Origin of the sequence: Mesorhizobium amorphae (genome assembly GCF_014843845.1) — a bacterium.
Classification (GTDB): Bacteria; Pseudomonadota; Alphaproteobacteria; order Rhizobiales; family Rhizobiaceae; genus Mesorhizobium; species Mesorhizobium amorphae_A.
Genome location: NZ_JHQS01000017.1, coordinates 119,501 through 142,673, shown reverse-complemented (window position 1 = coordinate 142,673; position 23,173 = coordinate 119,501). Strand labels below are relative to the sequence as shown.

Here is a 23,173-nt window from a genome sequence, read left to right as displayed (position 1 = left end):
TGCCGCCACTAACCACCACAACAGGCTGTGATCAATGGTCCAAAAACCGTGGTTGACGGAGGCAAGCGGAACGGTCCATCTTGCGACAGGGAACTTCTGTTTTGCGACGGGTAATGGGTAAACGATTGCAGCAGCGATGGGTCCGGCCGCTCCGCGGAGCACCGAAAGCGTAATGGCGTCGGCTACGGCTCCCGCACTGAAACATACGGCGCAAGACGGCGCTGCCGAAGCCATCCATGTCGAGAACCTGCACAAGAAATTTGGCCAACTGCATGTGCTGAAGGGCGTCTCGCTGTCGGCGCGCGACGGCGAGGTCATTGCCATCATCGGCGGCTCAGGCTCCGGCAAGTCGACGCTGCTGCGCTGCATCAACTGCCTGGAAAATCCGACCAGTGGCATCATCCGCGTCAATGGCGAGGAGATCAAGCTGAAGGCCGACAGCCACGGCCATACCGTTCCGGCCGACCGCAGGCAGATCGAACGCATCCGCTCCAAGCTCGGCATGGTGTTCCAGAACTTCAACCTGTGGAGCCACATGACGCTGATCGAGAACGTCATCGAGGTTCCGGTGCACGTGCTTGGCGTCAAGCGTGACGAGGCGATCGCCCAGGCCGAAAAGCTGCTTGCCCGCGTTGGCCTCGCCGAAAAGCGCGACGTCTATCCGGCCTATCTGTCTGGCGGCCAGCAGCAGCGGGCTGCGATCGCCCGCGCATTGGCGATCAATCCGCGCGTCATGCTGTTCGACGAACCGACCTCGGCGCTCGACCCGGAACTGGTCGGCGAGGTGCTGAAGGTGATCGGCGACCTGGCGCGCGAAGGCCGCACCATGGTGCTGGTCACCCATGAGATGAAGTTCGCCCGCGAAGTCGCGACGCATGTCGTCTACCTCTACAACGGGCTGGTCGAGGAAGAAGGGCCGCCGGAGCAGATCTTCGGTGCACCGAAATCCGAAAGGCTCAAACAATTCATCCGCAACATCGGCTAGATCAGACCGAAAGTGGGCGAAGATCCGGGAACCAACAACAAACTGGGAGTTCTGACATGAAGACTGTTCTGAAGACACTCGCCGCGGCGCTGCTGCTCGGCGTCGCCGCCATGGGCGTGGCCAAGGCCGATCCGGTCAAGATCGGCGTCGCCGCCGAGCCCTACCCGCCCTTCACGTCGCCCGACGCCTCGGGCAAATGGGTCGGCTGGGAGATCGATTTCATCGACGCCGTCTGCGCTGAAGAAAAGCTCGACTGTGTCATCACCCCCGTCGCCTGGGACGGCATCATCCCGGCGCTGACCACCAAGAAGATCGACGTCATCGCCAGCTCGATGTCGATCACTGACGAGCGCAAGAAAACGATCGACTTCTCCGACAAGTATTACAACACGCCGACCGCCATCATCGGGCCGAAGGACCAGAAGTTCGGCGCCACGCCGGATGACCTCAAGGGCAAGGTCATCGGGGTGCAGGTGTCGACCGTGCATGCCGTCTACGCCAAGAAGCACTTCACCGGTGCGGCGGAAATCAAGGAATACCAGACCCAGGACGAGGCCAACCAGGACCTCGCAGCCGGCCGTGTCGACGCGGTGCAGGCCGATTCGATCGCACTCGGCGAGTTCCTCAAGTCCGATCAAGGCAAGGGATGCTGCGACCTGAAGGGCATGGTGGCTCCGGACGTAGAAGTTCTGGGTCCCGGCGTCGGCGCCGGCATCCGCAAGGAAGACACCGAGCTGAAGGACAAGATCAACGCCGGCATCAAGGCCATCCGCGCCAACGGCAAGTATGAAGAGATCTCGAAGAAATACTTCGATTTCGACATCTACGGCGAAGACAGCCAGTCGAACTGACGGCCCGTGCACGAGCGAATGACTGCACGGCGCGTAATGCGCGCCGTGCAGTCTCGCCGAAATCTGTCCACGCATGCTTTCCGCTGACGGGCGCAGCCCGCGGCCGGCGCCAGCCATTTGGGGGCGAAGCTGATCGACGCACTTCTTCCGGCCTCGGCGGCCGGCATCATGGAGCTTCTTTCGCCCTACCCGCCGGGCTGGGGCGAAGCGCTTCTGATCGGGCTTCTGCATTCCCTCGAGATCGCGCTCGGCGCCACTTGCCTCGGTCTTCTGATCGGCACGGCCGGCGCCTTTGGAAAGCTCTATGGCGGTCCTGTGGTGCGAGACCTACTCGCCGTCTACACCACCGTCGTGCGCGCCGTGCCCGAACTGGTGCTGATCCTGCTGCTCTACTATGCCGGCACCGATCTGATAAACCAGCTGCTGGCGGCACTCGGTTACCAACTCATCGACATTAGTGGGCTCGCGGCCGGCATCGCAGTTCTCGGCTTCGTGCAGGGTGCCTATTCGACCGAAGTGATCCGTGGCGCGATATTGGCCGTCCCGCAGGGGCAGATCGAGGCCGCTCGCGCCTACGGCATGCCGCCCGGCCTGATGCTGCGGCGCATAACGCTGCCGGCCATGCTGCCTTTCGCCTTACCCGGGCTCGCCAATCTGTGGCTGATCGCCACCAAGGACACGGCTCTTCTGGCAGTGGTCGGCTTCAAAGAACTGGCGCTGACAACGCGGCAGGCTGGGGGCGTGACCAAAGCCTATTTAACTTTCTTTTTGGCCGCTGGCGTTCTCTATCTCATCGTGTCGCTGGTTTCGAACTTCCTCATCGGTCGCGTCGAAGCGCGGGCAAGGCGCGGCATGCCTTCTATCAAGGACGCACGCTGATGGCCGGTGAAGCGACCATCGTCAACGCCGCCGCGCGCACGTCGCTGTGGCTGCAGCCGCATCGCATCGTGCTGATCCTGATCGCGCTGGCGCTGGTCCTCGGCGCCGCCTTCTTCATGCGCTGGGACTGGCTGCCGCGATATTACGAAATGGGATTGCTGGGCATCTGGCGGTCGCTGTGGATCCTGGCCGTCACCTGCTTCCTGGGCTTCCTGCTCGCGGTGCCGCTCGGGCTGGCGCAGGCCGCCGGCCCGTTCTGGTTTTCCGCCCCCGCCAAGGCCTTCTGCACCGTGATCCGGGGAACGCCGCTGCTGATCCAGCTCTGGCTGCTCTATTACGGGCTGGGCTCGCTGTTTCCACAATACCCCTGGATCCGCGAATCCTGGATGTGGCCCTATCTCCGCCAGGCCTGGCCCTATGGCGTGCTGGCGCTGACACTGTCTTTTGCCGGCTATGAGGGCGAGGTGATGCGGGGGGCCTTTGCCGGCGTGCCGAAGGGCCAACTCGAGGCCGCCCGCGCCTTTGGCATGAGTCGCTGGAAGATTTTCCGGCGCATCTGGCTGCCGCAGGCCATCTATCGGGCGCTGCCGACGCTGACCGGCGAAACCGTGCTGCAATTGAAGTCAACGCCGCTGGTGGCGACGATCAGCGTCATCGACATCTTCGCCGTCTCGTCCAAGGTGCGACAGGACACCTACCTCACCTATGAACCCTTGCTGCTGCTGGCGTTGATCTATATGGCGATCACCGGCATTCTCGTTTTCGCCTTCAGCCGGATCGAAGCGCGGATCCCGAACAAGATTGGCTAGTGAGTGGTGAGTAGCGAATAGGGTGTAGTCGGCCATTCGCTGACTCGTTTTCACTACTGACTACTCCCTACTCACTTAGGAACCCATCGCCATGCAACTCAGTCTCGAGCAGGCAACCGGATTGTGCCGGATGGCGGCGCTGGGCGCCGGCGCCAATGAGGAAGCAGCGCAGTCGCTCGCCGCTTCGATCGTCGCGGCCGAGGCAGAAGGGCTGACCTCCGTCGGGCTGACGCATTTCATCGATTATCTGGAAGCGATCGAAGCCGGCCGCATTGACGGCAATGCCGATCCCGTCATCACCAGGCCGGCGCTCGCCGTCTATCTTTCCGACGCGCGTGGCGGCCTTGCCCATACCGGCTTTGACCGCACGATCGACGATCTCGCCAAGGCCGCAAAACTGTTCGGCGTCTCGATCTTCTCGCAGAAGAACGCCTATACGTGCGGCGCGCTCGGCTATTTCACCGGCCGGTTGGCAGCACTTGGGCTGGTGTCCTTCGCCGCCACCAACGGGCCGGCGGTGCTTGCCGGCTCAGGCTCGGTCAAGCCGGTCTACTGCACCAACCCGATGTCGTTTGCCGCACCCGCCGCCGACGGATCGCCTTTGGTCATCGACCAGTCGTCGAGTGCTACTGCCTTCGTCAACATCCGCAAGGCGGCCGAGGACGGCAGGAAGATCCCCGAAGGCTGGGCGTTGGACGCCAGCGGCAATCCGACCACCGATGCGGCGGCGGCCATGAAGGGCGCCATGCTTGCCTTCGGCGGCCAGCGCGGCGCCAACATCGCGCTGATGGTCGAGGTGCTGGCGGCCGGTCTGTCCGGCGCCAACTGGTCGCTCGACGCACCCTGGTTCAGCGGCGGGCCGGACAGCCCGGGAACCGGCCTGTTCGTGCTTGCGATCGAGCCGAAGCTGCTCGATCCGGATTTCGAGCAGCGCATGAGAGACCAGCTCGACCGGCTGCGGCGGCGCTACGGCGTGCACGTGCCGGGACGCGCCCGGGCAGAGGCGGCGGAGAAGGCGCAAGCGCGGGGCATAAACGCGCCCAAGGCGGTGGTGCAACGCATTTCCGAATTCGCCGAGCGCTACTCGGCCTGAAATCCTTTTCTTTTCAAATAAATAGCTGACCTCTCGCGCGAGGCTGTGGGGCAGGCGTGGATTTTTTTGCGTCCGTCGCTGAACCTTCCGGTCAACCCCGGCGACCAATGCTTGTCCGGGTTGGGTTTGCCCGGTCGGTGCCTACTGTCGGATGCGTCCAGGGCTGGGGCGGGCGTCTTACGCCAAGCTGATACCGTCTCAGGTCAGGCCGCCTCGTTGGACCCTGGTTTCGGCACGAACGTCACCCGGAAAACCCCGCTTCGGCGGGGTTTTCTGCGTTTCGTCTGCTGTCAAAGAAAAACATGTCGCAATGGTCAACTTTTGTTTATTTGACACCGCCCGACCCCATCGGGCGTCTGCGGATGACAGCAACAGAGGGAGACCGCCTTGTCCGCAACCACCGACAACACCAGCAAAAGCCTTTTCATTCCCGCCCTTGGCGGCCTCTACGCCACACTGAACAATGCCGCGGAAACCATGCTGCGGGCCGTCGCCGGCATCTTCCTGGCCATCCATGGCTCACAGAAGATCGCCGATCCGTTCGGCGCCGCCGAGATGGTCGAGGGCCTCGGCTTCTATCCCGGCGCGTTCTGGTCGCTGCTTCTGTCCTGCACCGAATTCTTCGGCGGCATTTTCATCGCCATCGGCCTGCTCACCCGCCCGGCTGCCTTCGCCGGGATGTTCGTGCTTCTGGTGACTGTGTGGTTCCACTGGGTCACCATCGGCCAAGGTTTTTCCGGCGCCGAAAAGTCACTGCTGTGGGCTGCGATCCTGCTCTTCTTCGTCATCCGTGGCGGCAACCGCCATTCGGTCGACGCACGCATCGGCAAGGCGTTCTGAGGCGGGTCTGTCTAGACGCAATTCCGAAGGGAAAGCGCCATGCGCTTTTCCCGGGAAAACCGCTTCGCACTTTTCCTGGAATTGCCCTGAAACAAGGTCATGAGCGACCTCCGGTCGCTCTTTGCCTTTGCCTCGAAACGGATTAAGAAGCGGCTTCAGCCAAGCTTGCGAGCGCCGGAGCCAGCCATGACCGAAATCCTGCAGACCCCCAAGCTCGTCGTCGTGTTCGGCGGGTCTGGTTTTGTCGGCCGCCACGTCGTGCGGGCACTGGCCAAGCGCGGCTACCGCATCAGGGTACCCGTCCGCCGGCCCGATCTCGCCGGCCATCTGCAGCCGCTCGGCAATGTCGGCCAGATCCAGCCGGTGCAGGCCAATGTGCGCGTGCGCTGGTCGGTCGACCGTGCCGTGCAGGGCGCCGACCATGTTATCAACCTGGTCGCCATCCTGCATGAGAGCGGCCGGCAGAAATTTTCTGCCGTGCATGAGTTCGGCTCCCGCGCCATCGCCGAAGCCGCGCGCTCTGTCGGCGCCGGCCTCACCCATATTTCGGCGCTGGGCGCGGATCTCAACGCGCAATCGGACTATGCCCGCACCAAGGCGCTCGGCGAAAAGGCGGTGCTGGAGACGATCGCGGATGCCGTCATCTTCCGTCCCTCGATCAATTTCGGACCCGAGGACGCCTTCTTCAACCGCTTCGCCAGCATGGCGCGCTATTCGCCGATGCTGCCGCTGCTCGGCGGCGGGCTGACCAAGTTCCAGCCAGTTTATGTCGGCGACGTCGCCGAAGCGGTGGCGCGCTCGGTCGAAGGCAAGGTCGAAGGCGGCCGGATCTATGAGCTCGGCGGGCCGCAGGTGCTCACCTTCAAGGAGTGCATGGAAGAACTGCTCACCGTGATCGAACGGAAGCGGATTTTGGTGCCGGTGCCGTGGTGGATGGCGAACATGCAGGCGTCGGTCCTCGGCATGCTGCCCAACCCAATGCTGACCAAGGACCAGGTGCTGCAGCTGCGCTCGCACAACATCGTCTCGGAGGCGGCCGCCAGGGAAAACAGGACGCTTGCAGGCCTCGGCATCCAGCCGCAGTCGATCGGCACGATCCTGCCAAGCTACCTCTGGCGCTTCCGCGCCGCAGGCCAGTTCCAGCGCAAGTCGGCAGCTTAATTCAGCGTAGCTGCCTGAAGGTGTGTTGAGATTCAGGTCAGGCCGAGTCGAGAACGGTGGATTCCGAGAACCGGAACGGAGCGTACTTTTGGTACGTCAGTACCGGAAGCGCAGGAAGCCATCGTTCGCAGGCCGGCATCACCTGAATATCAGCACGCCTAACGCGGCGTGACCTGCATCGGCAGACCACCCTGCGGCTGCGTCGTCAGCTTCTGCACCGGCCAGGGCTTCGTCTCAGGCGTTGTGTCGAAGCGGAAGCGCGACAGCATGATGGCCAGCGCGATGATCGCCTCCTGCATGGCGAAGCTGGCGCCGATGCAGACGCGCGGGCCGGCGCCGAACGGCAGATACTGGTAGCGGTCGATTTTTTCACGATTGCCTGGATGGAAGCGTTCCGGCATGAAGGCGTCGGGCCTGTCCCACAACTTTCGGTGGCGATGCACGACCCACGGCATCACCAGCACCGCGGCGCGCCTGGGGATGTAAAGCTCGTTCCAGGTCTCCGGTTCGATCGGCTCACGGTTGATCGATGGTGCCGGCGGATAGAGTCTGAGCGCCTCCTCGAAGGCGGCGCGGGTGAGCGGCATGGCATCGAGCCATTTCGTCGGATCGGGCTCGCGCGCCAAGACAGTGTCGATCTCGCGCTCGACCTTTTCGCGCTCCCAGGGCGCCTCGGCGAGGCAATAGATCGTCCAGCCCAGAGCGCGGGCCGTCGTCTCGTGGCCGGCGCCGATGAAGGTGATGATGTTGTCCTCGACCTCGGCGCGCGTCAGCCCGTCAGGCCCCTCGGCCTTGAGCAGCAGGGTAAGAAAATCCTGCGGCACAGCATCGGGATCGCGTTTCAGCCGCTCCTCGCGCATCCGGACGGTATCGGTGACGATCTTGCGGAAATAGGCCATCGTCTTGCGGCCACGGATGCGGGTCAGCCGAGGCAGCCATTCGGGTGCGCGCAGCAGGTCGAGCGGATCGACGCGGCCCATGGTCTCGAACAACCGGTCGATCTCCCTGGCGAAGCTGCCCGGCTCGCCCGAAATCTCTCCGGAAAACAGCGTCTCGGCCAGGATGTCGTAGGTGAGCAGCGTCATGTCGTGGGCGATGTCGGAGGTGCCGCCGGCCTCGTAGCGGCTGACGAAGTCCAGCGTGCGTTTCAGCATCGGCTGGGCAAAGCCGAAGATGTGGCGCGGCGTGAACACCGGTGCCATCGCCTTGCGCGAGCGCTTCCACACCTCGCCCTCGGCGGTCAGCAGGCCGTCGCGCAGGATCGGGCGCAGGATCATCTGGCGCACCGTCGCCATCTTGTAGTTCCTGGCATTGTCGACCAGTACGTGGCGGATAAGACCGGGATCGTTGGCGACGACCAATGGTCCGCCAATGCCGTTTACCGAGATCCAAGGTTCGTTGTAGGTATGCTCGCCCCACAGCTCAAGCGGATTGCGGTAGACGATGCGCATCATCTCCAGCGTCGACGGCGGCGTCGTGCGCGGCTTCGGCGCGGGCGGAACGAAAGGCGCGGGCTGCGTGTCCATGGGAGATGCTCCGCTGATACCCCAATGTAGTGAGCGGCAATGCCGGCGTCCATGCGGCTGAACGGCAGGGCACCGGGCATCCGCTCTCCGGAATGTGACCGGCCCCCTCGCCATGCCTTCTTGCCGCCGGGTGGAGTGTGGCTTAGGGGGCAGTCACCAACAGATACCACCACTCCAATCCCGCCATTCCAGGAGCCCGCCTTGAAACACCGGTTGAACGTCATCATCGGCAGCACGCGACCCGGCCGCGCCGGACCGGTCTTTGCCAAGTGGCTGGATGGCTTTGCTCGCGAGCACGGCAAGTTCGAGCCCGTCCTGACCGACATCGCCGCGTTCGACCTGCCGGTGCTGGACGAGCCGCACCATCCGAAGCTCGCCAAATATGAGAAGGACCACACCAAGGCCTGGTCGAAGGCGATCGACGCCGCAGATGCCTTCGTCTTCGTGGCGCCGGAGTACAATTATTTCGTGGCGCCGGCGATCGTCAACGCGGTCGACTACCTGCTCTGGGAATGGAAATACAAGCCTGCCGCCATCTTCAGCTATGGCGGCGTCTCCGGCGGCCTGCGCGCCGCGCAGGCGCTCAAGCCGCTGCTGACCTCGGTCGGCGTGATGCCAATCCCCGAGGGTGTTTCGTTGCCGCTGTATCAGAAACTGCTCGAGAATGACGGCTCCTTCCAGCCTAGTGAACAGGTGCAGAGCGGAACCAAGACCATGCTGGACGAACTGTTGCGCTGGAGCGAGGCGTTGAAGCCGCTGCGCGCCGGATAGGACTGACTTCTGGCCGAACAACCCGGCTTGTTCACGCCATAAAGAGATGAAATGCTCCGGCATTGACCGGGCCGGGGCGGTTCGACTTGCGATTTCTGTTTGCGCTACTGCTGATCCTGTCGACGGCCGCCGCCGCCATGGCGGAGCGGCGCGTGGCGCTGATCTTCGCCGATGACGACTACCGGCTGATCCGGCCGCTGGCCAATCCCGTCAATGACGGCGAGGGATGGAAGCGGCGCTGAAGAAGCTCGGCTTCGAGGTCGTCGTCGAAACCAACCGGGATCTGCGCCGCATGCGCCAAGGGCGCCGACGCGGCGCTGGTGTACTTTTCCGGCCATGGCGTCGAAATCTCCGGCGACAACCGGCTGCTGCCGGTCGATGCCGACGCTTCCTCGCTCGATGCGCTGAAAGGACCAGCCTGCCGCTGGAAGAGGTGCGCGAGGCCGTCGCCGCAACGGCCAAGGTCGGGCTGATCGTGCTCAACGCCTGCCGCAGCGATCCGTTCACGGCAAGTGCCGGCGAAGGCCGTGGCGCGACAGCGCTGGCCAAGAATGTCTCGGACAAGGTGCGGCCCGGTCTCGGCCGTATCGGGAAGGCAGAAAATACCCTGTTTGCCTTTTCCGCCGCGCCCGGCGAGACGGCCGCCGACGGCACGGGCCAGAACTCGCCCTTTGCGGCGGCGCTGGCGAAATATCTCGGCACCGACGGGCTCGAAATCCGCTCGGTGCTGACGCTGGTGCAGCAGGAGGTCTACGACCTGACGCGCGGCAAGCAACTGCCCTATGTCGAGAGCGGCCTGCCGCAACTGTTCTTCGCCGCATCCACCAGAGAGCAGTTGCCGGAGCGCGAGCGGCTGCTGCTGGCCATGGCCGAGGTGACACCACAAATGCGCGACGAGGTCGAGCGGATCGCCAGCGATGCCGACATGCCGCTGGCGCCGCTCTATGGTGCGCTGATCAGCGCCGATGCCAGCCATCTTTCGGCGGAAAGCCTGAACACCAAGCTGCGCGAGGCCGCCGACGCCTTCGTCAAGGTGCGCAGCGAAATGAAGGTTCTCGGCGTCAGCGATCCGCAGGTGAGCGCGCTGCGCCAGCAGGCGCAAGAGCAGCTTTCGCTCGGCGCTTTCAATGCCGCGCGGGCAAAACTCGCCGAGGCCGCCGGCATCGACAGTGTGTCGCGCAAGGCGCTGAAGGCCAATTTCGCCAGTCGCACACTGTCCGAAGCCGCGACGCGCTTTCTGTCGGGCGGTGCGGCCCGCGCCGACCTCAACTATGCCGCCGCCATCAAGGACTATGAGGCGGTGCTGGCACTCTATGGCGAGGCCGGGCAGTCGGCGCTCGAGCCCGACGATTTCGACCGCCAGATCCGCACCCAGGATGAGCTGGGCAAACTCTACACCACCGTTGGCAACATCACCGCCGCCGGCCGTGCCTTCGAGGCGCTGCGGGCCAATCTCGAACAGAGGTCGCGGCAGGAAACCGATCCGGGCGTGCGGCGCGATCTCGCCATCAGCCACACCAAGCTCGGCAACATCAGGATGGCGCAAGGCGATCTGCCGGCGGCCCTGCAGAACTACCAGACGGCGCGCGCGATGCTGCATGAGGTGGCCTCGGCCGACCCGGGCCGGCTGGAATGGTTCGGCGATCTGGCCATGAACGACGACAAGATCGGCGACGTGCTGGTGACGAACGGCGATCTGGCCGGCGCCTCACGAGTCTACCAGGAAAGCCTGTCGATCAAGAAAGTGCTCGCCGCCAACGAGCCGGAGCGCGCCGACCTGCAGCGTGACCTGACCATTTCCTATGACGAGATCGCCCGCCTTGCGCGTGCCGCGGGACAGCTGGACGATGCGCAGGCGGCCTTTGAAGAAAGCCTGACGATCCGCCTTGCCTTGGCCGTGAAGGCGCCCGACGACGCGCAAAGGCAACGCGACGTCTCGGTCAGCCACGACACGATCGGCGACCTCAAGCGCGAGCGGGGCGACGCCGCCGGCGCGCTTGCCGCCTACCGCGAAGGCCTAGGAATCGTCGAACGGCTGCTGAGCCGCGATCCCGATAACACCGAGCTGAAGCGCGATCTGTCGGTCGGCAACACCAAGATCGGCAATGCGCTAAAGGATCAGGAGGATTGGCCGGCTGCGCTTGCGGCCTATCAACAAGGGCTGGCGCAGGCCCGTCAGCTCGCGGACGGCGACCCCGGAAACACGGAGTGGCAGCGCGACCTGTCGGTCAGCCTCGAAAAGGTCGCAGGCGTGCTTGCCATCCAGGGCGACCGCAAGGGCGCGCTCAAACTGTATCTCGACAGTTTCGTCATCGTCGACAGGCTGGCGAAGCTGGACCCGGCCAATCTCGACTGGCAGCGCGACCTGTCGATAACGCTGTCGGAGATCGGCATGCTCAAGGTCAAGCAGCGCGACATCAAGGGTGCGCGGCAGGCGTTCCAGGACAGCCTGGACATCCGCCAGCAGCTTGCCCGATCCGACCCCGACAACGCCACCTGGCAGCGCGATCTGGTGGTTGCGATGATCGACTATTCCCAGGTCGCCTAGAACCCTAAGGCGGTTCTTTCCGAGGCGCTGGAGATGACGCTGGAGCTCGACCGCAGCGGCCGGCTGGCGCCGCGCTACAAGTTCATGATCAAGTTTCTCAAGGATCGATTGGCCCGCGTGAAATAGGCCTGGCCGAGGCCCGCCGCCGATAGCCGGCTCTTGCGCCCCGGAAATCCCCGCAAACCTTGGAAAAACCGCCTTTTGCGCCTATATCTAGGACATCAAAACGGCGCGATTCGGAGCCAATTTCCGGCACCGGGCCAGCGCCATCAATCAGACAGGTTTTCATGAGCGATCAGACTGAAAGCGCCAATGGCGCGGAAGCCGAATACGGCGCCGATTCCATCAAGGTTTTGAAGGGGTTGGATGCCGTCCGCAAGCGGCCAGGCATGTATATCGGCGACACCGATGACGGCTCGGGCCTGCATCACATGGTCTACGAGGTGGTCGACAACGCCATCGACGAGGCGCTGGCCGGCCATGCCGACCTCGTCACGGTGACGCTCAATCCCGACGGATCGGTCACCGTCATCGACAATGGCCGCGGCATTCCGACCGATATCCACACCGGCGAAGGCATTTCGGCGGCCGAAGTGATCATGACGCAGCTGCATGCCGGCGGCAAATTCGACCAGAATTCCTACAAGGTGTCGGGCGGCCTGCACGGCGTCGGCGTGTCGGTGGTCAACGCCCTGTCGGCATGGCTGAAACTGAGGATCCGCCGCAACGGCCAGATCTTCGAGATGAGCTTCACCCATGGCAATGCCGACGCGCCGCTGAAGGTCACCGGCAGCTACGAGCAGAACAAGACCGCCGGCACCTATGACGGACGCAGCGGCAGCGAGATCACCTTCTTCCCGTCGTCCGAAACCTTCACCATGGTCGAGTTCGACTATGGCACGCTGGAGCACCGGCTGCGCGAACTCGCTTTCCTGAATTCCGGCGTGCGCATCGTGCTGACCGATGCCCGCCACGCCGACATCGTGCGCCACGAGCTGCACTATGACGGCGGGCTCGAGGAGTTCGTCAAATATCTCGACCGCGTGAAGAAACCACTGATCGACAAGCCGATCGCCATCAAGGCCGAGCGCGACGGCATCACCGTCGAGGTAGCGATGTGGTGGAACGACAGCTACCACGAGAACGTGCTGGCCTTCACCAACAACATCCCGCAACGCGACGGCGGCACGCATCTGGCCGGCTTCCGCGGTGCGCTGACGCGCCAGATCACCGGCTACGGCGAATCCTCCGGCCAGACCAAGAAGGAGAAGGTGTCGCTGATCGGCGACGACTGCCGCGAAGGGTTGACCGCGGTCCTGTCGGTCAAGGTTCCGGACCCGAAATTCTCCTCGCAGACCAAGGACAAGCTGGTTTCGTCCGAGGTCCGCCCGGTGGTGGAAGGGCTGGTCAACGAGGCTTTGGGCACCTGGCTGGAAGAACACCCGACCGAGGGCAAGGTGGTCATCGAGAAGGTGATCCAGGCCGCAGCGGCGCGTGAAGCCGCGCGCAAGGCGCGCGACATCACCCGCAAGAGTTCGCTCGGCGTCACCTCGCTGCCCGGCAAGCTGGCGGACTGCCAGGAACGCGATCCGGCCAAGTCCGAAATCTTCATCGTCGAGGGTGACTCGGCCGGCGGCTCTGCCAAGGGCGGCCGTTCGCGTCAGAACCAGGCGATTCTTCCGTTGCGCGGCAAGATCCTCAATGTCGAGCGGGCGCGTTTCGACCGCATGCTCGGCTCCGACATGATCGGCACGCTGATCACCGCGCTCGGCACCTCGATCGGCAAGGACGAGTTCAACGCCGACAAGCTGCGCTACCACAAGATCATCCTGATGACCGACGCCGACGTCGACGGCGCCCACATCCGCACCTTGCTGCTCACCTTCTTCTTCCGGCAGATGCCGGAGCTGATCGAGCGCGGCCATCTCTACATCGCCCAGCCGCCGCTCTACAAAGTGACGCGCGGCAAGAGTTCGCAATACATCAAGGACGAAGGCGCGTTCGAGGAATTCCTGATCGGCTCGGGGCTTGAGGAAGCGTCGCTTTCGCTGGGTTCCGGCGAGGTGCGGGCCGGACAGGATCTGCGCAGCGCCATCGACGACGCACTGGCGGTGCGGCAGCTGATCAACGGGCTGCACACGCGCTACAACCGCGGCGTGGTCGAGCAAGCGGCGATCGCCGGCGCGCTCAACCCGGATGTTCTTGGCGATCTTGGCCGTGCCAACGCCATGGCCGAGCGCGTCGCCAAGCGCCTCGACATCATCGCCGAGGACACCGAGCGCGGCTGGACCGGCCGCATGTCGACCTCGAACGAAGGCGTCGGCGGCTATGTGTTCGAGCGCACGGTGCGTAGCGTCAAGGAATTCGCGCAGCTCGATCTCGGGCTGATCAATTCGGCCGACGCCCGCCAGCTCGATCGCTATGCGCCGCGCCTGACCGAAGTCTACGACACGCCGCCGGTGCTGCGCCGCAAGGATGTCTCCGAGACCATTTCGGGACCGCTGGCGCTGCTCAACGCGGTGTTCGCGACCGGCCGCAAGGGCTTGACCATGCAGCGCTACAAGGGCCTTGGCGAGATGAACGCCGAACAGCTCTGGGAAACCACGCTCGACCCGAATGTGCGCTCGTTGCTGCAGGTCAAGGTCAACGACGCCACCGATGCCGACAGCCTGTTCTCGCGGCTGATGGGCGACGAGGTGGAGCCGAGGCGCGAATTCATCCAGGACAATGCGCTGTCGGTTGCCAATCTGGATATTTAGCTAGAGCCGGCTTAGAGCCACGCCTTGATGGAGCCATCCTGCTTCATCAAGCCATGAAGGGCCGGCGTGACGCTGTCGGCAAAATGCCCCCGCCATGGCGGACTGATTAGCGGTCCGGCCTCTCGACTGCGCTCAAGGCCGCCAAGCCTTGTGGAGGCGGCTCACCTGCTTGAAGATAGGCTTGGATCAGCCTCTCATCATCATCGTCGGACTTGTATGCTCTCGGGATGCCTCTGATTTGGGCCGCCATATCCCAATCGGTTGGACGATGCTTCGGTGCGAACCATTTGCACCGGTTGACTTCCACCCAGTGGCGCCGGATCAACAGACAGTTTTCAAGTCCGTCATCTTCGTAGCCGAACTCGACGCCGCAACAGACGCATATGCTATGGCTGGGTTCTTCGCCGGATTCGCCCCAAGGCAAATCTGGGAATTGATCCAGCCCGCAGACACGGCACCTGGAGCTATCCTGCATCGACGGTGGCTCCGAACAGCTCTTTGGCCTGTTCTGGCGTATAGTAGCCGAGCGCCACGTCGCGCGCGACCAGCGCCGGGTCGCGTTCAAACGGATCGCCATAGCCGCCACCGCCCGGCGTGCCGACGCGGACGCGGTCGCCGGCCTTGAGCGCGATGTCCTGTTCCTTGGACAGGTGCGGCGGCACATGTTCCTCGCCGCTGCGGAACACCGTCACCGTGTTGACCGCGCCGTCCTTGCCGCCGAGCGCGCCTTGCGGGCCGAAGCGGCCGTGATCCATGACGAAGGAGGCGCGGGCGTCGCCGCGCAGTATCTCAACCTCATAGGCGAGCCCGAAACCGCCGCGCTGCTTGCCGGCGCCGCCCGAGCCCTCGCGCAAGGCATAGTGCCGGTAGAGCACCGGGAAGGCCTGCTCCATGATCTCGACCGGCGGCGATTTGGAGATGCCAATCGTCGAGCAGCCATTGGTCAGTCCGTCATGGCCTGAATTGCCGCCATAGCCACCGCCGGAGATCTGGTACATGACGTAGTCGCGGCCGCGCACTGGGTCGTTGCCGCCAAGCGCGAAATTGCCGCTGGAGCCGGCGGGAGCCGCCGTTACCTTGTCCGGCAGCGCCTGCACCATGGCCGCGAACACCGCCTCGGCGATGCGCTGCGACACTTCGGCGGCGCAGCCCGACACCGGGCGCGGATATCGGGCGTCGAGGAAGGTGCCCTCCGGCCGCTTGACGATGAGTGGCTCGAAGGCACCGGCGCTGATCGGCACATCCGGGAAGATGTGGCGCATGGCGAGATAGACCGACGACAAGGTCGTCGCCAGCACGCTGTTCATCGGCCCGGCGCAGGGCTTTGATGAGCCGGTAAAGTCGAAGGTCAGCGTGTCGCCTTGCTTCTCGACAGCGAGCGCAATGGTCAGCGGTTCGTTCACCACCCCGTCGGAATCGACGAAGGCTTTTGCGCTGTAGGTTCCATCCGGGATGGCGGCGATGTTGGCGCGCATCTGCTCGGCGGCGCGGCGGCGCAATTCGGCGATCGCCTCGACAACCGTTTCATCGCCGTAACGATCGAGGATTCCATTGAGGCGGTCCTGTCCGATCAGCAGTGCCGCGGCCTGCGCCCTGATGTCGCCGATGCGCTGGTCGGCGACACGGATATTCGAACAGATGATGGCGTAGATTTCCGGATCGAGAACGCCCTTCTTGAACAGCTTGACAGGCGGCAATCGCAGCCCTTCCTGCTCGACGGCGGTTGCCGAGGCCGAGAAGCCGCCCGGCACCGAACCGCCAATGTCGGGCCAATGGCCGGTGTTCGACAGCCAGCAGAATATCTTTTCTTCCCTGTAGACCGGCATGGCGAAGCGGACGTCCATCAGGTGGGTGCCGCCGAGATAGGGATCGTTGACGATGTAGATGTCGCCTGGCTCCGGCGGCAGGCAGCGGCCGTCGGCGATCATCTCGATGACCGTCTTGGTCGAATACTGCATGACGCCGACGAACACCGGCAGGCCCTGGCTGCCTTGCGCGATCAGCGAGCCGTCGAGCGCCGAATAGATGCCGTCGGAGCGGTCGTTGGCCTCGGCGATGACCGGCGAGAAGGCGGCGCGCGAAAAGGTCAGGTCCATCTCGTCGCAGACCTGCTGCAGGGCGGCCTGAAGTACCGAAAGCGTAATGGTGTCGAGCTTTGCCATCTCAGGCCTCGCCGATATCGATGATGATGTTGCCGTCGGCGTCCGAACGCGCCCAGTCGCCAGGTTCGAGCACCGTGGTGGCGTCCATCTGCTCGAGGATCGCCGGACCTTCAATCACCGCATCGAACGGCAGTTTTTCGCGTGCGTAGACCGGCGTGTCGTACCAGGTACCGGCATACCAGACCGGCCGAATTTCGCGCCGTGCCTCGTCGAGTGTTCTCGCGCGCCCTGCCGGGTCGATCAGGCGGGAAAGATCGATTGCTGGCCTGACACCGGTCACCGAAGTGTTGAGATTGACCAGATTGGCGCGGATCTCCGGCAACTCGACCTTGAAGCGGGCGAAATAGGCCTTTTCGAACAGAAGCTGCAGCATTTCACGTGTGACGGAAGAGGAAGGCAGCGGCACGTTGATGATATGGGTCTGGCCGACGAACTGCATGTCGGCGGAGTGGGTGACGCGGATCGTCTCCGGCTTCACCGCCTCCTTGCCGATCAACTCCTCGCCCTCGTTCCGGTGCCGTTCCAGTAACTCGTGAAGCAAGGCTTCATCGAGCAGCGCCACCGGCTGGTTGACCGTGTTGACGAAGTCATGTCTGAGGTCGGCGACGACGCAGCCGAGCGCGTTGGTGATGCCCGGCCGCGCCGGCACCAGCACCTTGGGCAGACCAAGCTCGCGTGCCAGCGCTGTCGCGTGCAGCGGCCCGGCGCCGCCGAAGGCGAACAGCGCAAAATCGCGTGGATCGTGGCCGCGCGACACCGAGACCATGCGGATGGCGCCGGCCATCTTCATATTGCCGAGGCGCAGCACCGCGCCGGCCGCTTCGACACCCGACAGGCCGGTGGCCTTGCCGATCCTGTCCTCGAAAATACCAGTGACGCGCTCGACGGTGACCGGATTTTCGACCGCCAGCAATTTCTTCGGCGCCAGCCGCCCGAGCACCAGATTGGCGTCGGTGATGGTCGGCTCATTGCCGCCGCGCCCGTAGCAGATCGGGCCGGGATTGGCGCCCGCACTTTCCGGGCCGATCTGGATCAGGCCCGCGGCATCGACACGGGCGATCGAGCCGCCGCCGGCGCCCACTGTATGCACGGCCACCATCGGCACATGGATCGGCATCGCATATTCGATCTCGATCTCGTTCGACACGGCCGGTTCTGCGTTGCGGATCAGCGCCACGTCGGTCGAGGTGCCGCCCATGTCGTAGGTGACGAGGTTTTCGAAGCCGGCACGCTTGCCCGTGTAGGCGGCGGCGATGACGCCCGAGGCCGGTCCCGACATCACCGTCTTTGCCGATTCACGGGTGACGAAGCGGGCCGAGATCATGCCGCCATTGCCGTTCATGATCAGGAAATCGCGGGCATAGCCCTTTGCCGCGAGTTCCTTGCGCAGGCGCTCGACATAGCGCTCGAGGATCGGCTGCACCGAGGCGTTGACCGAAGCCGTCACGCCGCGTTCGAACTCGCGCGCTTCCGACAGCAGCGCATGGCCCGTGGTGATGTAGCCGTTCGGCCAAAGTTCGGCGGCGATTTCGGCGGCGCGACGCTCATGCGACGGATTGGCATAGGAGTGCAGGAAATGGATGACGAGGGATTCGCAGCCGGCGTCGATCAGCTGTGAGACGGCCGTGCGCATCTCGGCTTCGTCGAGCGGAACCCGAACCGCGCCTGAGGCCTCGACCCGCTCCGATACCTCAAGCCGCAAATTGCGCGGAATGACCGGCACGAAAGTTCCCGTCATGCCATAGGGCTGCGGCCGCGTGCGGCGGCCCAGCTCGATCACGTCGCGAAAGCCGCGCGTGGTGATCATGCCGGTTTTCGCCAGCCGGCGCTCCAGCACGGCGTTGGTGGTGGTAGTCGTGCCGTGCACGATGAGGTCGATGCCGTCGATGGGAAATCCGGTGGCGCCAAGCGCTGAAACCACGCCGAAGGCCTGGTTGTCGACCGTGGTCGGGGTCTTGGCGATATGCACCCTGCCACCGTCTTTGCCGTCGATCAGAAGCAGGTCGGTAAAGGTTCCGCCAACATCGATGCCGGCGACGACATTGCCCGGCAACGCCGAAAAATTCTCTTTCATTGTCGAAACCCGAAATGCCCGGACTACGGATATGTCTCAGTTTGGAAAGGTGTTTTACGCTGGTCTCTTGACGCAAATATCATTTGTATACTAATAAATTCGGGACACAAGAGCTTACCGCTTCGCAGTGTGCAAAGGGCACGCCGGAACCTGACTGGTTCGGGCGCGCAGGAGAGAGTTTGGCGTCGGCGTCCTAGAAGGTTAGGTTTGATGAACACCACATCCGCGTTCAACACCGCTGGCGCCCGACCGCTGCAGTTTCCGATTCCGGCCAATGTCTATGCCGAAACGGTCGTCTCGGTGAAGCATTACACCGACCGCCTGTTCTCGTTCCGCATCACCCGGCCGCAGTCGCTGCGCTTCCGCTCCGGCGAGTTCGTCATGATCGGACTGCCCAATGCCGAGAAGCCGGTGTACCGCGCCTATTCGGTCGCCAGCCCGTCCTGGGACGACGAACTGGAATTCTTCTCGATCAAGGTGCCGGAAGGCCCGCTGACTTCGGAACTGCAGAAAATCCAGGTTGGCGACACCGTCATCATGCGCCAGAAGTCGACCGGCACGCTGGTGCTCGACGCGCTGACCCCCGCCAAGCGCCTGTTCATGATCTCGACCGGCACCGGCATCGCGCCCTTCGCCAGCCTGCTGCGCGATCCCGACACCTATGAGAAATTCGAGCAGGTCATCCTGACCCACACCTGCCGTGACAATGCCGAGCTGGTTTACGGCCAGGAACTGGTAGCGGCACTTGAGGACGACCCGCTGATCGGCGAGCTGACCGGCGGCCGCGTCACCCTCTACAATTCGACGACGCGCGAAGACTCTGATCGCATGGGCCGCATCACCGCGCTGATCGGCTCGGGCAAGTTTTATTCCGACCTCGGCATCGACAAGCTCAACCCCGAGACCGACCGCATCATGATCTGCGGCTCGATGCACATGCTCAAGGACGTCAAGGAACTGGCCGAAAGCCTGGGCTTCGAGGAAGGCTCGCTGCATCATCCGTCTAGTTTCGTCGTCGAGCGCGCCTTCGTCGGCTAAGACGTCGCGACGCTTCGGCGTCAGCCTCCGCACGCATGTTTTGACCACGCGGTCAAAAATCTGCTGCTTTCGCTACCTTTTTCCGCTATGAGCCGCTTGAGGACTCGTGAAGTGCATCTTCACGGGCTATCTTCGGCGCACGCCGCTGAATGAAGAGGGCAGGAGATGAGCAGCACCATCCGTGAAGCCGACGTCGGCGCGTCCAAGGTCACGCCGCTGCCGGCGCGCACCGCCGCCAACACGCCCGTACTGCCGGACCATGCCATTGCCCGTAATCCCGGCATGCGGCTCGATCTCGGCTTCATGGAATCGGTGCGCAGCGTGAACCGCTCGGCGCTGGAGCGCCGCGTTGCCAGCCTGACCAAGCGGCGCTCGATCAAGGCCGACAACCAGGCCGCCTGGCTGTTGCGAGCCGTCGCCTGCATGGATTTGACGACGCTGAATTCCAACGACACCGAGGAACGCGTGCGCCGGCTCTGCGCCAAGGCGATCTCGCCGTTCCGCCGCGACATCGTCGAAGGCCTGGGCATAGCGGGGGAGACCATCCGCCCGGCGGCGGTCTGCGTCTATCATCCCTTCGTCGCCACCGCTGTCGATGCCGTGCGCGGCACCGGCATCCATGTCGCCGCCGTCTCGACCGCCTTTCCGCACGGTCTCGCGCCGCTGTCGACGCGCCTGCAGGAGATCGAGGCTTCGGTGCGCGATGGCGCCGACGAGATCGACGTCGTCATCCCGCGCGGCCTGGTTTTCGGGGCGAAATGGCAGGAACTCTACAACGAGATCGTCTCGATGCGCGAAGCCTGCGGCGAGGCGCATCTCAAGGTCATTTTGGGCACTGGCGACCTAGCCACCCTGCGAAACGTTATGCTGGCCTCCATGGTGGCGATGATGGCGGGCGCCGATTTCATCAAGACCTCGACCGGCAAGGAAAGCGTCAACGCGACGCTGCCCGTCGGCCTCGCCATGGTGCGCGCCATCCGCGCCTATTTCGAGGAGACCGGCTATCTCATCGGCTTCAAGCCGGCCGGCGGCATATCCACCGCCAAGGCTTCGCTCGACTGGCTGGTGCTGATGAAGGAAGAGCTGGGCCGGCCATGGCTGGAGCCCGACCTGTTCCGCTTCGGCGCATCGAGCCTGCTGACCGACATCGAGCGCCAACTCGAGCATCATCTGACCGGCCATTATTCGGCCAATCATCGCCACGCGATGGCGTGAGGCGCTACGTCGCGCCGCTCAGAACAAATTTCCTCCTAGCGGAGACGCCCGATGAACATTCTCGAACGCTATCACGCCATGGAGTACGGCCCGGCGCCGGAGGCTCGCAACGAGGCGGATGCGTGGCTTGCCGCGCGAGATTTCGGCAAGGCGCTGTTCATCGGCGGCGAGTGGAAGGCGGCCGGCAGCGGCAAGACCTTCGACACCAGCGACCCCGCCTCCGGCAAGCTGCTGGCCAAGATGTCCGATGCGGGTGCTGCCGATATTGATGCGGCCGTATCGGCCGCCGCCAAGGCACTGCCAAAATGGAGTGCTTCCTCCGGCTACAGCCGAGCCAAGGTTCTCTACGCCATCGGCCGCGCCATGCAGCGCCATCAGCGCCTGTTCGCGGTGCTGGAATCGATCGACAACGGCAAGCCGATCCGCGAAAGCCGCGATATCGACGTGCCTTTGGCGATCCGCCATTTCATCCACCATGCCGGCTGGGCACAGGCGCTGGACAAGGATTTTCCTGATCACAAGGGCGTCGGCGTCGTCGGCCAGATCATCCCGTGGAATTTTCCGCTGCTGATGCTGGCCTGGAAGATCGCGCCGGCACTCGCCGCCGGCTGCACGGTGGTGCTGAAGCCGGCCGAGTTCACGCCGCTGACCGCCATCCTGTTCGCCGAAATCTGCGAACGCGCCGGGGTACCGAAGGGCGTCGTCAACATCGTCCAGGGCGGATCGGAGGCTGGTGCGGCCATCGTCAACCATCCCGGCATCCAGAAAATCGCCTTCACCGGTTCGTCCGAGGTCGGCAAGATCATCAGGAAGGCCACCGCCGGATCTGGAAAAAAACTGTCGCTGGAGCTTGGCGGCAAGTCGGCCTTCGTCGTCTTCGAGGACGCCGATCTCGACAGCGCCGTTGAGGGCCTGGTCGACGGCATCTGGTTCAACCAGGGCCAGGTCTGTTGCGCCGGCTCGCGGCTGCTGGTGCAGGAAGGCGTCGCCGATGCCTTGATCGCCAAGGTCAAGACCAGGATGGGCCGGCTGCGCGTCGGCAGCCCGCTCGACAAGAACACCGATATCGGCCCGCTGGTCGACCTCACGCAGTTGGAGCGCGTCAAGGGTCTGGTCGCGGAAGGGGCAAAGCAGGGCGCCGTCTGCTGGCAGCCGGACGCGGCATTGCCGTCCTCCGGCTATTACCATTTGCCGACGCTCGCGACTGGTGTTTCTCCGGCTAATATCCTGGCGCAGGAGGAGGTGTTCGGCCCGGTGCTGGCCACCATGACCTTCCGCAACACCGAGGAAGCGATCGAGCTCGCCAACAACACGCGCTATGGTCTCGCCGCCTCGGTGTGGAGCGAGAACGTCAATCTGGCCCTGCATGTCGCGCCACAGCTGAAGGCCGGCGTCGTCTGGGTCAACGGCACCAACATGTTCGATGCCGCCTGCGGCTTCGGCGGCTATCGCGAGAGCGGTTTTGGCCGCGAAGGCGGCCGCGAGGGCATGTTCGAATATCTCGCGGCAACGCTGCCGCTCGGCCCTGTGATCAAACCTGCGACATCTTCCGCGCCGCCTGTCGAGCGATCGGAAGGCGACGCCATCGACCGGACGGCAAAGCTGTTCATCGGCGGCAAGCAGGTCAGGCCGGACGGCAACTATTCGCTTGGTATTGCCACTGCCAAGGGCAGGCTTGCCGGCGAGATCGGTCTTGGAAATCGCAAGGACATCCGCGACGCCGTCGCTGCTGCCCGCGCCTGCAAGGGCTGGCCGGAAGCGACCGCCTACAACCGCAGCCAGGTGCTCTACTATATGGCCGAGAACCTTTCCGGCCGCACCGACGAGTTCGCCGCCCGCCTCGTCCAGCTCACGGGTGTGGCGACAAAAGCCGCGCGCGAGGAGGTGGAGCAGTCGATCGAGCGGCTATTTCTCTATGCTGGCCTCGCCGACAAGTTCGAGGGCCGGGTGCACCAGCCGCCTGCCCGCGCCGTGACCCTTGCCCTGCACGAGCCGGTCGGCGTCGTCGGCATCGTCGCACCCGACGCGGCACCCTTGCTCGGCCTGATCTCGCTAATCGCACCGGCGCTCGCCATGGGCAATACGGTGGTGGCGGTGCCTTCGGAAAAATATCCGCTGCTTGCCACCGATCTCTATCAGGTCATCGAATATTCCGACGTTCCGGCCGGCGCCATCAACATCGTCACCGGCCGCAGCGCCGAGCTTGCCGGTGTGCTGGCCAAGCATGACGACGTCGACGGGCTCTGGGTGTTCGCCGATGCCGAGACTTGCGCCAAGGCGGAAGCCGACTCGATCGGCAACCTCAAGCGCGTGTGGACCGGCAATGGCCGCAGCCTCGACTGGGCTTCGAGCGAAGCCGCGGGGGACGCCTTCCTGCGCCGGGCCGTCGAGGTCAAGAACGTCTGGGTGCCTTACGGCGACTGACGGTCCACCCGAGCGTCCAGCAGGCGACGTTCGGGCTT

17 protein-coding genes are annotated in these 23,173 nt (G+C 64.1%); 14 read left to right on the top strand and 3 right to left on the bottom strand.

What is annotated here, in order from left to right; all coding sequences use genetic code 11:
• Positions 1-172 precede the first annotated feature (172 nt).
• The 7 genes from DH08_RS10985 to DH08_RS10955 all read left to right on the top strand — a co-directional run bounded on the left by DH08_RS10985 (position 173) and on the right by DH08_RS10955 (position 6,618).
• The gene (locus tag DH08_RS10985) at positions 173-985 is read left to right on the top strand and encodes an ABC transporter ATP-binding protein (protein WP_006204010.1); all 813 of its coding nucleotides are present in this window, start codon (positions 173-175) and stop codon (positions 983-985) included.
• A gap of 56 nt (positions 986-1,041) precedes the next feature.
• Entirely contained in the window at positions 1,042-1,836 is a 795-nt protein-coding gene (locus DH08_RS10980; protein ID WP_192179329.1) for a transporter substrate-binding domain-containing protein, read from the top strand.
• 168 nt (positions 1,837-2,004) lie between these two features.
• Positions 2,005-2,715 (top strand): ABC transporter permease, encoded by a 711-nt coding sequence (locus DH08_RS10975; protein ID WP_192179509.1) that lies wholly within the window; start codon positions 2,005-2,007, stop codon positions 2,713-2,715.
• Positions 2,715-3,524: an ABC transporter permease gene (locus DH08_RS10970; protein ID WP_192179328.1), complete on the top strand. Its 810-nt coding sequence runs from the start codon at positions 2,715-2,717 to the stop codon at positions 3,522-3,524. The genes DH08_RS10975 and DH08_RS10970 overlap by 1 nt, the downstream gene beginning before the upstream one ends.
• Before the next feature lie 91 nt (positions 3,525-3,615).
• Positions 3,616-4,617, top strand: coding sequence for an Ldh family oxidoreductase (locus DH08_RS10965; protein WP_192179327.1), 1,002 nt, complete (start codon positions 3,616-3,618; stop codon positions 4,615-4,617).
• Between the two features lie 387 nt (positions 4,618-5,004).
• Complete coding sequence (locus tag DH08_RS10960; protein ID WP_192179326.1) at positions 5,005-5,457, top strand: DoxX family protein; 453 nt, start codon at positions 5,005-5,007, stop codon at positions 5,455-5,457.
• Between the two features lie 186 nt (positions 5,458-5,643).
• Positions 5,644-6,618 (top strand): complex I NDUFA9 subunit family protein, encoded by a 975-nt coding sequence (locus DH08_RS10955; RefSeq protein ID WP_192179325.1) that lies wholly within the window; start codon positions 5,644-5,646, stop codon positions 6,616-6,618.
• 158 nt (positions 6,619-6,776) lie between these two features.
• On the opposite strand, the gene DH08_RS10950 is transcribed toward DH08_RS10955, so the two are convergent.
• A complete protein-coding gene (locus tag DH08_RS10950; protein ID WP_192179324.1) occupies positions 6,777-8,144 on the bottom strand; it encodes a cytochrome P450 in 1,368 nt (455 codons plus the stop codon).
• Between the two features lie 201 nt (positions 8,145-8,345).
• On the opposite strand from DH08_RS10950, the gene DH08_RS10945 reads away from it, so the two are divergent.
• The 4 genes from DH08_RS10945 to gyrB all read left to right on the top strand — a co-directional run bounded on the left by DH08_RS10945 (position 8,346) and on the right by gyrB (position 14,222).
• Entirely contained in the window at positions 8,346-8,915 is a 570-nt protein-coding gene (locus DH08_RS10945) for an NADPH-dependent FMN reductase (protein ID WP_192179323.1), read from the top strand.
• A gap of 86 nt (positions 8,916-9,001) precedes the next feature.
• Positions 9,002-9,157 (top strand): hypothetical protein, encoded by a 156-nt coding sequence (locus DH08_RS36185; RefSeq protein WP_246800773.1) that lies wholly within the window; start codon positions 9,002-9,004, stop codon positions 9,155-9,157.
• Entirely contained in the window at positions 9,142-11,463 is a 2,322-nt protein-coding gene (locus tag DH08_RS10940) for a caspase family protein (protein ID WP_246800772.1), read from the top strand. Before DH08_RS36185 ends, DH08_RS10940 begins: the two co-directional genes overlap by 16 nt.
• Positions 11,464-11,750: 287 nt before the next feature.
• Positions 11,751-14,222 carry a DNA topoisomerase (ATP-hydrolyzing) subunit B gene (gyrB, locus tag DH08_RS10935; protein WP_192179322.1) on the top strand — a complete coding sequence of 824 codons (2,472 nt, stop codon included), beginning with the start codon at positions 11,751-11,753 and terminating at the stop codon, positions 14,220-14,222.
• 464 nt (positions 14,223-14,686) lie between these two features.
• Here the strand turns inward: gyrB and DH08_RS10930 are convergent, their stop codons facing one another.
• Both DH08_RS10930 and DH08_RS10925 read right to left on the bottom strand, forming a co-directional pair.
• On the bottom strand, positions 14,687-16,384 hold the full coding sequence (locus DH08_RS10930; protein ID WP_192179321.1) for a hydantoinase B/oxoprolinase family protein: 1,698 nt from the start codon (positions 16,382-16,384) through the stop codon (positions 14,687-14,689).
• Between the two features lies 1 nt (position 16,385).
• On the bottom strand, positions 16,386-18,458 hold the full coding sequence (locus DH08_RS10925) for a hydantoinase/oxoprolinase family protein (RefSeq protein WP_192179320.1): 2,073 nt from the start codon (positions 18,456-18,458) through the stop codon (positions 16,386-16,388).
• A 210-nt stretch (positions 18,459-18,668) separates the two neighbouring features.
• On the opposite strand from DH08_RS10925, the gene DH08_RS10920 reads away from it, so the two are divergent.
• From DH08_RS10920 to DH08_RS10910, 3 genes are all read left to right on the top strand, one after another.
• Positions 18,669-19,496, top strand: coding sequence for a ferredoxin--NADP reductase (locus tag DH08_RS10920; protein ID WP_192179319.1), 828 nt, complete (start codon positions 18,669-18,671; stop codon positions 19,494-19,496).
• A 165-nt stretch (positions 19,497-19,661) separates the two neighbouring features.
• Positions 19,662-20,711 (top strand): deoxyribose-phosphate aldolase, encoded by a 1,050-nt coding sequence (deoC, locus tag DH08_RS10915; protein ID WP_192179318.1) that lies wholly within the window; start codon positions 19,662-19,664, stop codon positions 20,709-20,711.
• A 51-nt stretch (positions 20,712-20,762) separates the two neighbouring features.
• Positions 20,763-23,135 (top strand): aldehyde dehydrogenase family protein, encoded by a 2,373-nt coding sequence (locus tag DH08_RS10910; protein WP_192179317.1) that lies wholly within the window; start codon positions 20,763-20,765, stop codon positions 23,133-23,135.
• Positions 23,136-23,173 lie beyond the last annotated feature (38 nt).